General features: G+C 41.1%; 8 protein-coding genes. 4 read left to right on the forward strand and 4 right to left on the reverse strand.

Going from position 1 to position 12471, the window contains the following annotated elements; translation table 11 throughout:
• Positions 1-6: 6 nt before the first annotated feature.
• On the reverse strand, positions 7-4341 hold the full coding sequence (locus NRI27_RS15640) for a S8 family serine peptidase (RefSeq protein ID WP_371391594.1): 4335 nt from the start codon (positions 4339-4341) through the stop codon (positions 7-9).
• A 562-nt stretch (positions 4342-4903) separates the two neighbouring features.
• Positions 4904-5107 (reverse strand): hypothetical protein, encoded by a 204-nt coding sequence (locus NRI27_RS15645; protein ID WP_371391568.1) that lies wholly within the window; start codon positions 5105-5107, stop codon positions 4904-4906.
• A 463-nt stretch (positions 5108-5570) separates the two neighbouring features.
• Between NRI27_RS15645 and NRI27_RS15650 the strand changes: the two genes are divergently transcribed.
• Complete coding sequence (locus tag NRI27_RS15650; protein WP_371391569.1) at positions 5571-6368, forward strand: 3D domain-containing protein; 798 nt, start codon at positions 5571-5573, stop codon at positions 6366-6368.
• 104 nt (positions 6369-6472) lie between these two features.
• Positions 6473-7309: an STAS domain-containing protein gene (locus NRI27_RS15655; RefSeq protein ID WP_371391570.1), complete on the forward strand. Its 837-nt coding sequence runs from the start codon at positions 6473-6475 to the stop codon at positions 7307-7309.
• A 39-nt stretch (positions 7310-7348) separates the two neighbouring features.
• Here NRI27_RS15655 and NRI27_RS15660 read toward each other — a convergent pair whose 3' ends face one another.
• Entirely contained in the window at positions 7349-8590 is a 1242-nt protein-coding gene (locus NRI27_RS15660; RefSeq protein ID WP_371391571.1) for a metal-dependent hydrolase family protein, read from the reverse strand.
• A gap of 13 nt (positions 8591-8603) precedes the next feature.
• Positions 8604-9773 carry a hypothetical protein gene (locus tag NRI27_RS15665; protein WP_371391572.1) on the reverse strand — a complete coding sequence of 390 codons (1170 nt, stop codon included), beginning with the start codon at positions 9771-9773 and terminating at the stop codon, positions 8604-8606.
• Between the two features lie 396 nt (positions 9774-10169).
• Between NRI27_RS15665 and NRI27_RS15670 the strand changes: the two genes are divergently transcribed.
• Positions 10170-11003, forward strand: a complete 834-nt coding sequence (locus tag NRI27_RS15670) for a glycerophosphodiester phosphodiesterase (protein ID WP_371391573.1) — start codon at positions 10170-10172, stop codon at positions 11001-11003.
• A gap of 121 nt (positions 11004-11124) precedes the next feature.
• Positions 11125-12339: a carboxylate--amine ligase gene (locus NRI27_RS15675; protein WP_317945807.1), complete on the forward strand. Its 1215-nt coding sequence runs from the start codon at positions 11125-11127 to the stop codon at positions 12337-12339.
• Positions 12340-12471: the final 132 nt, after the last annotated feature.

Raw genomic sequence — 12471 nt, forward strand, 5'->3', positions numbered from 1 at the left:
TACTCATTAATTAGATTCTACATTAATGAATAGCTTTCCATCTGCTACTTTTCTAGCTTCATTTCCGAAGTTATCGACTACTTTTACTTCAATTCTTGCGCCATCAGCTGTAACGCCTAATGGTGCAGTCCAGTAGCCGACATATTTACCAGGTGCTACTTCGCTTACTGGCAATTCGGTAGCATTTGTCACTTCGTTGCGTCCACCGACATTTGTCAATGGCATATGAATCATGAAGCTTCCTTTTAGTCCTTCATCACTTGTAAATTCGATTTTTACGGACTTACCAGTGACTAAATGAACATCTTCAGCAGGTGTTAGGTTTGAAATTTCTGGTGCGTTGTAGTGCGCTGTAATGGAGACTTTTTGCGTCTTTTTATTACCAGCTGCGTCTTTTGCTACGACTTTGATGTCATTAACCCCTTGTTCAAGGAGAATTCGTTTTGAATACGTGCCGTTTGTAACAGTAGCCTTTTGTCCGTTAACTGTGACGGATTCAAGATTTGCGTCCGATACTTTTCCGGTGACTGTCACTGTTTCGCGATTTGTTTTTTCGCCATTTGTAGGACTGTCGATTGTCAATTCAGGTTTCAGTGTGTCCAGAAGGACTGTAACCGGACTTGAAGTACCTGTGACGCGACCGTCTAATGAAGAAACAGCTGTGAATTCATTTTCACCTTCAGTAAGTGTTGTGTTAAATGAAAACTTGCCGTCATCACCAACAACAACTGAATCGACTTCGGTGCCATTGTTTTGCAAAGTGATTGTAGTTGTTGGAGTTGCCTTGCCGTCAATCGTGATTGCTTGTTTGTTTGTCACTGTTCCGGACTGAGGGGAAGTGATAACTGGTTCGAACACTTCGTAGTTGACGCGTGCTCGAATCATGTAATTCCCTTCATTCGTCGGAGCAGGAGCCCATGCACCGCCAACGTACTGATAACTTCTACCTGCGTTCGGTCCGTTTTCATCTGTCGCTAAGCCTGGTGCGTAAGGGTTTGGCGCTGACTGGCCATAGACCATGTAGAAATCGCCGTTAACTGCGATGTTGTGTTCTGCTAAATCTACAACTGTCCACTCGCCATTCCGTTTTGCTTGCGCATCAATTGGACCAGCAAGCTTTTTGCCAGGTGTTCCATCTGCGCCCGTTGCATCCCAAACTTCTACAGTAAATGCAGTACCACCAGGAACTGGCCATTCTGTATCCCAGAAACGGAAAATTCCTTCAGAGACGATTCCGGAATCTTTTCCTTCAGGTAGTGACATTTTCACACCCCAGCCGTTTCCAGCATCGTAAAATGCTCGTGCGTTTTCAGCTGTTCCATCATCGTACCCGATTTCACCGCCAGGATATGTGAAGAAAGGTTCTAATGCAAAGTCGTATATGGATTGGTCACCGATCGAAACTGCTGCTTCTTGACCGTGGTATCCACGTGCTACGACTTTCAACGTGTAATCTCCTTCGTAAGCAGTAATTGCGTATTGACCAGATGCATCCGTTTCGACAGGCGTAATGTTAGCGTCTTCTATGAGTAGAAGGGTTGCACCTGCAATCGGTTCACCTGTTGATTGATCAGTCACTGTGCCGCTTAGTGTAGCTTGCGCTAATTCTTCTAACGTGAAGTTTGCAGTTGTCGTCTCGTCTGCATTGATTGTGACGGATTGTTCTGCTGATTGATAACCATATGCTTCAGCTTTCGCTGTAAATGTTCCTGTACCGTGAGTCAGTTTATACTTTCCGTTTGCAGGATTCGTATAGACAGAACGATTTGTTTCTAAAATGCTCACTTGAGCACCTAGCGGTAGAAGTACAGGACCGACATGCCCGTCATTTGTCGGTGGTGTTAATACGTCATCTTTAGGGAGTACTGGCTTAATGGATTTAGGGTCAATCGGTTTTTCAAGCGCATCTTTCCCTTTCTCCACAATAACACCTAGTTTATTATTGTTCTTCATACCACTTAATCCGCTTTGGGAGCCGAAAGTGTTCTTAATCGGCTGGATTGAAACATTCCCAGTTTGAGAAGTGCCGCTTAAAGCGACGTCGTCAATATACCAGCCTTCACGAACAACGCTACCATCTGAAAACGCATTGAAGCCGATGTAAATACGTTGACCACTATAAGCTGACAAATCTACTTCAGCGTCTAACCATCCATTGGAAGCCCCTTGGACCATAAGAAGTTGCGTCCACTCGACCATGTCTGTTGAAATGAACACATGTCCATAATCCCAAGCTCTTCCGGAAGAAGATTGTTCAAAGTTATGCCAGTGTTTGAATTGAAGGTAACTATTTCCTTCAGGCAAGTCGATTGGAGGCATTACGAGTGTTGCATTCATTCGACTATCGTAATTCCCAGCGAGGTTCGTGGCGTATACTTTTTCTCCAGATGCAGCATTGCCAGGTCCAGAAGTCGGAACGCCCCATTGCCAGCTGTTCATGTCTCCGAAAGATACCCAGCCATTTGGTGTTTGTTCGAAGTCTTCAAAGTAACCAGTTGTAATACCAGCTTTTACTTGGACAGTATACTCAGGGCTAGTTACTTCGTTATTACCAAAATCATTGATAATCCATTTGTAGATAAATTCACTGCCAGAGATTTTATCTCCCGGAACTGTAACGTTGTATTGACCAGCTAGATAATCACCAGAAGAACGAACGGCCTCTAGTGCAGCCCATTGACCGTTTCCATCCAAGTAATGCATCATTACTGAAGATACGCTTACATTATCTGCAACTTGAATGGATAGCTGTAAATCCATACCTTCATACGTTTCAACAGGGGCAGTGTGATCGAATGTTGGTGGTTCGCTATCATCCCCTTGGATTGTCACTTGTCCTTCTAACGTACCAAGTCCTGTCACAATAGAAGAAACTGCTTCATAAGCATCGACAAGTCCGTAACCATAGCCATGGTTTGGAGAAGTCGGATATTCGTTGTCTGTCAGCGCTGTTGCAGTATTTAGTAATACTTGCTCCATTTCATCAACAGAAATATTCGCATTCACTTGGCGAAGCATGGCTGCGACTGCCGATACAGCTGGCCCTGCCATCGACGTACCATTCCATCCACCTTCATAGCCGCCACCCGGAACAGAAGAACGAATGTTTACGCCCGGAGCAGAAATATCTGGTTTAATCTCCCCGTAAGGTGATGGACCACGTAGCGAGAAGCCTCCTACCTTATTATTAATGTCTGTTGCACCTGTAGCAAAAGACTCAGGATAGTTTGCTGGATTTGCAACTGATCCAGGGCCACCTGGGTTTGACAACGTCGTATTCCCTGCAGAGAATTCTGGGAAAATTTCTGCTGCACGCCAGTTTCTAACGACGTCACGGTACCACTCATCTAAACCGCGGCCGCCACCCCATGAGTTGTTAACAACGTCAGGTGCTAAATCGACACGCGCATTCCCGTTCGCATCAGTTGGAGCTAGAATCCATTGTGCTGCTGCTAATAGATCAGTATCAGTTCCACCATTGGCTGTAAATGCTTTTACTGCAATCCATTTCGCACCAGGAGCTACTCCGACTTGGTTTGAACCATTTGGCTCGCTACCTACCATTGTGCCCGTTACATGCGTTCCGTGCCCATGATCGTCATACGCAGCCGAACGTCCTGCGGTGGCGTCGAACCAGTTGAAGTCATGATTTACTTCACCTGTTGCTGCATTATACCCGCGATATTTTTCTTTAAGTGCAGGGTGATCCCATTGAACCCCTGTATCGATACTTGCGACAACTGTTCCAGAACCATCAATGCCCATACCCCAAACTTGTGGTGCATTGACTCGCTCAACGTTCCATTCTACGTTTGCGATGCCCGAAGTAGGAGTCGTTGCATTTTCAGTTTTCGTTGTGAAAAGTTGACGTGTTTCGTTTGGAAGTATTTTTTCAACTTCTGCGAAAGTTGCAACCTTCTCAGCAATATCTTTCGTTGCGGTTACTGCCAAACCGTTAACGATATAGTAAGATGTAAGGTCTTTTGCATTTCCTGCTTCAACTTCTGCTTCAAGAAATTGCAAAACATTTTGCTGTGATTCCAATGAAGTGGCTTTCAATTCAGAAACGACAGCAGATCTTGTCAGTAAGACGGATTGTTTGCCAGTTAGTTTTTGTTTGCTTGCTTGTTCTTTTGCTGCAGATGCAATCTTTTCTGAATCTGCTTGTTCTTTAAATTTGACGAGAAACGTAACCATTTCTTCATCTTTAAAACTTTGAAGGAGTCGATCGCTTACTTTGTTTTGTGCAAGGGCATTTGAGTCTTTCATTGCATGATGTATTTGCTTATTCACTTTTGAAGTGCTAGCAGCAAATCCAGGTGACATCAACGAAAATACCATTAGAAATGTAGCGACAATACTAAATAGTCTTATTCGTCTGCGATTCTTCAATTTTCTTCCTCCCTTTTTTTGTTAGAACCCACCCCTTTGACATAGAAAAAAACACCTTCTCTCCTCTCCTGAAATTTGCGCAGGTTCTCGATGGTGTTTAAGTAGCTTGTCTAGATGTCTAGTTTTAATTATACATATATAAAACATTAATAAAAGATTGAATTTATGTATTATTACGAAATTGATAGTATGTTACTAGGGGTGGCGATTTTTAGCAGGAGTTTAGCTGTATGTTCTTGCGGAAGGTGAATTGCTGCGTTGTTCGTTAAATACTTATATAATAAGGTTTTTATGTGTATTTATTAAAGTGGGATATCCAGAGTATCCTTTGCGTTTTTCGGAAAATAGTTAAAAACACCTATGTTAGCAAAATGTAGTTGGTTATTTTTATATTAATGTTTTTGTGTTTAGTAGTATGGAATGAGTTTTTTGGAAATGCAGTTGGGGAGAAGGGTATACGAAATTTGCCCAATATGAAAAAAGCCGGCATATGCCGGCTTTTAATTGACTGTCAGGGACGCGGGTTTTTGTGGATACGCTCTTTCCGTAAATCTTCCTTCATATTATCCAAATGAATTGTATCGACAGTTTGCATATCTTCATGCATATCAAATAAACTCATTCGATTAGAAGCGATTTTCTCGGGATGTTCCAAATACAACAGTTTATTGTACGTTGATTCTTTCACATCATTGCGGTTACCCTCCGCGCTCATTTGCATGACCTCCCTATTCGTCATAACTAGTATTCACATATGTGTAAAATCTTATGCGAAGATGCCATGCCATACAGAATCCAACGATATAAAAAGCATGAAGGTGAAATGTCCTTCATGCTTTTTGAAGTGTGTCCCAACTTTTGCGTTATGAGCGTTTGCTAAGTGGGAGTCTCGATTGATTCTTTTTTGACATGAATTTGCGCACAAATGGATAAACAACAGGTGCCCATTTAATGGCTGTTTTTATCAACTTTCCAATTTTCATTACAAATGCACCTCGGTTCATCGTTTTTACTACTTTGCCCTTTCTTGTGCAATGTAAACCTCAATTGACTCTCTTACACTGACAGATTGCCAGTTGTTTTCGAAAGATCTGTCTCTTTTTGTGTAGTTGATGTTTGATTTTGAAAGTTTTTGGACAATACTGTGAGAAATTGTAAGAGAGGAGCAATACTTGTTTATGAAAAGTAAGTTACTAATCGCTACAGCAGTTTTGTTGTTCTCATATAGTATGAGTACACATGCCGCAGTTATTGACATGGATGATTCAGAGAGAAGTATGATGGAAGTGATTTTTGAACAACTATCCCCGATAGAAGAATATGTAGAGAATACTGTTATAAAAGAGGTTCCGTTTGATAAGGAAATGATTGGAACGATGCCTCATCTTTATCCACCGTTGGAACTGCTCAAGCCGGAACCAATCACATATGTTGTGGAGAATGGGGATAATCTGTATCGGATTGCCTTGAATCATGGCATTCCATTAGAAACGTTAATGAGTATGAATGGATTGACGAGTGAATTAATACATCCGGGAGATGAACTTGTCATTTCCGATGAAGGCGTAGAGGATAACCTCAAGGTGCCAGAGAAGAAGGCGGTGACGGTTGCTTCTACTGTTCCTAAACCAGTCCAAAAGCAACCTGTTGCTAAACAAGTTGCTGCGAATCCACCTGCTACTGAAGGGAAAGAAATGACCGTTACTGCGACCGCTTATACTGCATATTGCACGGGATGTTCGGGGACCACAGCCACTGGTATTGATTTACGCTCTAATCCAAATCAGAAAGTAATTGCCGTCGATCCATCCATCATTCCTTTAGGTACGAAAGTGTGGGTTGAGGGCTATGGAGAAGCAATTGCAGGTGATGTAGGTGGCGCAATCAAAGGAAATAAAATTGATGTTTTTATTCCATCGTATGAAAGTGCAATGGAGTGGGGCGTAAAAAAAGTGAAAATTAAAGTCCTGAATTAATCGAGATTGAACGGATATTCCAACATGGGATATCCGTTTTTATCCTTTTTATATGGTACAATACAAAATAACGATGTTTGTGGTAGTACGGAGGAGGGGATTTGGTGTCAGAAAACACACAGAAATTGTTTGATTTTTTACATGCACACATCAATGGAATAACGGATGAGTGGTTAGCCGCGCGCAAGCCGATTAAAGGGTCGATCTATTCAAAAGATGCTGGTGACGAAACCGAAGAGATGCTGCGGGAACAAAACAAATGGACGAATATTACGATTGCAAGCAGCTTGTTGACGAGTCGAGAAACATTTGATGAAAACAAGAAAAGCTGGGCGATTCATGTTGCGCATAGTAGAGTCATCAGTCGGACGCCTATTTACGAAGTGCAGGAAGCGCTAAGTAAAGTCCGCCATATCTTTTGGAATTATGTAAATGAATTTGTCGATCGAGAAGGTGAACAGATCCTTCGCTCAGATATTATGTATTGGAGCAACGCAATCAATCTTGCATTTGATGAATTGATGATTGAGTTTTCAAAGAAATACGATGAGCTCATGCATACAAGGCTGACTGCTCAGCAAAGTTTGATTGAAGAATTGAATGCCCCGGTTATCAAGTTAACGAACAGAATTGGTGTGTTACCAATTATTGGTGACGTGGATACGACCCGGGTACAATCAATTCTGGATTATGTACCTCGTAAATGTGTTGAATTGGATGTCGAGCACTTATATATTGATTTGTCAGGTGTTACATTAATTGATACGATGGTTGCAAACCACATTTATCAATTGACGCAAATTGTTGACTTGCTTGGAATTGAATCGACATTGACAGGAATTCGTCCTGAAATCGCTCAAACGAGTGTCCAGTTAGGATTGGATTTTACCGCTATTCAAACGTACAGTTCTTTGCAACAAGCTTTGCAAATCCAAGTTTAAAAAATGGCCACTAAGGAACCTCTCCTTAATGGCCATTTTTTATAATAAACTTTTTTCTACTTTGCCGTCCTTCATGACAAGTTGAATCAAATCGTTATTACTTAATGAGTGGATATTTTCAAGTGGATTGCCTTTTACAACAATGATGTCAGCTAATTTACCTGTTTCAAGTGTTCCGACTTGCTGTTCCCAACCTAAGCACTCTGCAGCGCTTTTTGTCGAAGTGATAATCGCATCCATTGGTGTCATGCCTGCATCGACCATTAAGCCAAGTTCCCGTAGGTTTGTTCCGTGTTTCATCACACCAGCATCGGTACCCATCGCAATTTTCACACCCGCATTATACGCTTTTCTAAAGCTTTCTACATGATGCTGAATAACTTCTTTAGACTTTTGAACAGCTGTATCTGGCATGCCGGTTTGTGCTGCTGTTTCTAACACAGCAACGGGTGCAAGTAATGTAGGGACAAGGAATGTTCCGTTTTCCAACATCAATTCAATCGCTTCATCGTCAATGAAAATTCCATGTTCGATGGAATGCACGCCAGCTCGGACCGCATTTTTAATGCCTTCCGCACCTTGTGCATGCGCCATTACTTTCACGCCTTTTCTAAACTGGCCCTCTTCTACGATGACTTTTAATTCCTCCAAAGAGAATTGCGTGAATTCTGGATGATCTGTTGCGCTTAACACACCGCCTGTTGCATGGACTTTAATGACTTCTGCACCTGCACGGAGCATTTCACGTGTCTTTTTCCGCACTTCTTCCACTCCGTCGCAAAGACCGTGTGGCATTCCTGGATAATTGGAAGGTAAAATATCTAACGTATTCCCGGAAACTGTGTAGCCGTCTCCATGTCCACCGGTAATGGTGAGTGCGTTAATGCTTAGTTGTAATCGCGGTCCAGGAATCAAACCGTCATCAACTGCTTTTTTAACGCCTAAATCCGTACCGAGTGCATCACGAACAGAGGTTACGCCTGCATCTAAAGTTGCTTTCAAGTACTGTGCAGCTTTGTAATACATGTACGAGAAAGGGGTCGCTAACCGTTCTGCAATCGGTGAAAATTCCATCATCATATGAACGTGTGTGTCGATGAACCCTGGAAGAATTGCTCCTCCTTGCGCATCAATGATAACCTCTTCACCCGTCGCTAGAAACGACGCCTCTTCACCAACGTATCGAATTGTATTGCCCTCAATAACCACTATGTGATGTTGTTTAGGCTCACCCCCATTGCCGTCAATGAGTAATCCGTTTCGAATAATTGTTTGTTTCATTCATATCCCTCCATTATAGCGTTTGAATCAATAGCCCTGCAATGACAACAGAGGCAACAGTCACCGTTGTAAACCCACCAATTAACATCGGAGCTAGTAATTCATTAAAAATGATTTTTTCTTCTTCTTCGTTCCGAGCGATGCTTCTACTCACTTCTTCGCAAAGGATATAATCCCCTGGAAAACCGAATAGTGCAGTTAACGCAACAGGAATTCCTTTGTATGGATGCCATTTCATCAGTTTTGACATGACGTATCCTCCAATGACCATACCAACAGTTCCAATAACAAGGATAAGCAAAATGCTTGGTAAATTACTAAGTACTTGAGAAGGTGTGACGCCGCCCATTGTTCCGATGACGACGAATACGATCCCAATCATTGTAATGGTGAATGAATTCGCTTTTTCCAGCATTTTTGGTTCTAACAAACCTACTTTTAATCCAATAATCCCAATTGCGAGACACCACAAACTATAGTGAATGGGTGTTACAGTTCCAAGTGCAACGCCAATGGAAGCTCCTAGAAATACATAAAACAGTTTAAGTGTCGTGGTTGATTTGATTTTTTTCTTTGTAGAGTCTTTTTTCTCTGCATCTTGTTCGTCTGCATCTGTCTGACTAGGAGTAAAGCTTCCGTTATCCATACCTTTTTGCATGACAAGTGCGTATTTGCGCATAAAATTCAACGCTAACGGCATGCCCATTACGCCTTGAAAGGCAACGATGAGTGCAGGAATTACAATTAAACTTGTCATTCCAAGTTCAGTCAATTTATCGGAAGTGATGATCAAAGCGATAATTCCACCGCTGATTGGACCAACACCTGCTACAGCAGTTGGATAATCGAAGATGAGAGGAACAATAAGTAAAATGAGCACTCCTGCAAAAATGACGCCACCTAATGCAATGATTACGGCTTTTATCTGGCTTTTTAACAACGAAAATGGAATCATGGTCCCCATGTGTAAAATAGCTGGCCCGATGAGGATTGCTCCTAATGCGGGGAATTGCGATTTATCGAGAATATCGTTTGGGAAAATTCCAGTCCAGACGAGAACTAGGAAGCCGACCATTGCTGTAAGAAGCATTGGGATCCTTGCTTTGGATAGGATAGAAAGCCATTCCCCAAGTGCGATGAGTGCGAATAATAATGTCGTAGCAATGATAGGGTTGCTTAACATATGATAACCTCCTAATTCTATAAAAACAAATAATTTTCAGATAAAAAGCGGTGGGAATGTGCTCTTTCACTAGCTTACTCTGAATTGATATACAATATATCACGCATAAAAATGATTTGTAAATAGTATTTTGATGATTTGTGTAATGTTTTTTGTGAAAGCGCATACAACTTAATTTCGTAGAATGTTGATTTAATCATCTTTTCGATAAGCTAGTTACTGTTGAGTAGTTTAAAAAATATAATAAAATACTATTTATTAAGGAATATGCGGAAATATCTTTATGACAAATTGCATATAGATAAGTAGAGGGTATTCAAGACTATGTTTCTGTGTTAAAATAATTTATAGATAATTCGGATTTTATACAGAAATTGGGGAATTGAGGGGATGTATATGAGGAAATATGCTGTCTTGGTTATCGTAATAGTCGGTTCATGCCTTTTGTTTCTCACGGGTTATAATCAGCAAGATAAAAAGGTCCATATGCCAGATATGCTGAGCTTTGCACATCGAGGCGCTTCGAGTGTCGCGCCAGAAAATACACGTGCCGCTTTTGCGAAAGGTGTCGAACTTCAGGCAGACTTTTTAGAGTGTGATGTTCATTTATCGAAAGATGGTGAACTGGTTATCATGCATGATGATCGGGTTGATCGTACGACAAATGCAAGCGGTTACATAAGTGATTTTACATTAGCTGAATTACGTCAATTAGATGTTGGGAGTACATATAGTAAAGAGTTTGCTGGCGAGTCAATTATGACGCTAGATGAATTGTTAGAGGAGTTTTACCATCAAGTCGGTTTATTAATTGAATTGAAAAATCCGCAGGCATATCCGGGGATAGAAGAGAAAGTCGCCACGTTACTGTTGGGATATGAAGATGTCAGCTCGATTATACTTCAATCTTTTGATGTTGAATCGATGAGAAAAATGCATGAGCTGTTGCCGGACTTGCAAGTGGGTGTATTGATTCGTCCGACGGATTCATTTTTGTCTGCAACAAGTATTGAGGACCTTACTTCATTTGCAACATTTATCAATTTTAATGTTTCATTTATAAACAAAAGAATGGTTGATAAAATCCATGCCCAAGGCGGAAAAGTGCTCGTATGGTCCAAAAAGGACAAAAGGCTTTTAGCTAAAGCCCATAAATATGGTGTGGATGGCGTCATTACGGATTTCTCTAATTGGCCAATTAATGACCCGATTTATCTTGTGCAAGAGTGATATGCGCACTAGGGTGTTTGGGCATTCATTGCGCTGCTGAAATTGAACGGGACATCAGGTTTATTGACATCGAAAAACAGGAACTCTACACTAAGTATGAGAAAAGGTTTTGGAGGAAATCATGGAAAATCACCCATTCATCCCGATTATCGTCGGAACAGATATTAATGCATACAATATGGCTATATCTTTTCATGAAGCATATGGCATCAACCCGATACTTGTTGGAAAAGAACCGCTTTCGTTTACAACATTGAGTACAATCCCTGGAGCGATTGAACTGAATGCAAAGTTAGGAGAGCGTGATGTGTTTGCAAGTTTCCTGAAAGAAGTGGCTAAGAAGTATAAAACCCCTGATAAGCAGTTGCTGTTAGTCGGTACGAACGACTTGTATGTACGGTTGATCATTGAAAACCGTGAAGCGTTACAAGATGATTTTGTGTTCAATTATATTGATGAGCCGTTAATGAACAACTTGCTCGTGAAAAAGAATTTTTATGAATTATGTGCAGAACACGGAATTGATACACCGGCAACGTACTTTTATTCTTGCTTGTCTACGGAACCGTTCGCTGATGAAGTGAGGTTTCCCGTCATTATTAAGCCGAGTAATGGAGTTCAGTATTACAAACACCCATTTGAAGGCATGCAAAAGGTGTACAAAGTCAATTCATATGAAGAAATCAATTCTGTTATCGAGACGATTAAGAGAAGTGGTTACACGGATGACTTAATCATTCAAGACTTCATTCCTGGTGACGATACATACATGTGGGATTCAGTATTTTACGTGAATAGTAAAGGGAATACCGAGTTAATTACTTTTGGTCAAGTCGTTTTGCAGGAGCATACCGTGACGGCAATCGGTAATTATACAGCTGTCATTACGCGCTACAACGAAGAGATGATGTTAAAGCTCAAAGGGTTTTTAGAAGCGTTAAATTATGTGGGGTATGCGAACTTTGATTTGAAATATGATCATCGTGACGGGAAGTTTAAAGTATTTGAAGTGAACATCCGTCAAGGTCGCTCAAGTTATTACATTACATCTTGCGGACACAATATGGCGAAGAATTTTGTTGACGATCTTATCTATAAAGTGGAAAAGCCATTGACTTTGCTTGACGAGAAGTTCCTCTTTACGGTTGTTCCGAAAATCGTCTTAAAGAAATTCGTAGGAAATGAAAAAATCCGTCAAGAAATCAAGCAATTGTTACGGGCAGGTAAGTATGCAAATCCACTCTTTTATAAGAGGGACGAGCATTTGAAACGTAAACTATACCTCTTCATGCGGCAAGTGAATTATTATCGAAAATATAAAAATAATAATTGGTGAGGATAGGGAAGTTCGTCACTGACTATAGATGGGAATTCGTTGATTGTTAACGAGTTCTCATCTTTTTTATGTTCGGGAACTGAGTTGCAAAATAGGCGGTTTTTCAACAATTACTTCCTCGTATGAAAGTGT

Origin of the sequence: Sporosarcina sp. OR05 (assembly GCF_041414805.1) — a bacterium.
Lineage (GTDB): Bacteria > Bacillota > Bacilli > Bacillales_A > Planococcaceae > Sporosarcina > Sporosarcina saromensis.

Bases quoted from the DNA above. Each gene is read 5' to 3' on its own strand.
- NRI27_RS15640 (WP_371391594.1), bottom strand. From the start codon at position 4,341: ATGGTATTTTCGTTGATGTCACCTGGATTTGCTGCTAGCACTTCAAAA.
- NRI27_RS15645 (WP_371391568.1), bottom strand. From the start codon at position 5,107: ATGAGCGCGGAGGGTAACCGCAATGATGTGAAAGAATCAACGTACAAT.
- NRI27_RS15650 (WP_371391569.1), top strand. From the start codon at position 5,571: ATGAAAAGTAAGTTACTAATCGCTACAGCAGTTTTGTTGTTCTCATAT.
- NRI27_RS15660 (WP_371391571.1), bottom strand. From the start codon at position 8,590: ATGAAACAAACAATTATTCGAAACGGATTACTCATTGACGGCAATGGG.
- NRI27_RS15665 (WP_371391572.1), bottom strand. From the start codon at position 9,773: ATGTTAAGCAACCCTATCATTGCTACGACATTATTATTCGCACTCATC.
- NRI27_RS15670 (WP_371391573.1), top strand. From the start codon at position 10,170: ATGAGGAAATATGCTGTCTTGGTTATCGTAATAGTCGGTTCATGCCTT.
- NRI27_RS15675 (WP_317945807.1), top strand. From the start codon at position 11,125: ATGGAAAATCACCCATTCATCCCGATTATCGTCGGAACAGATATTAAT.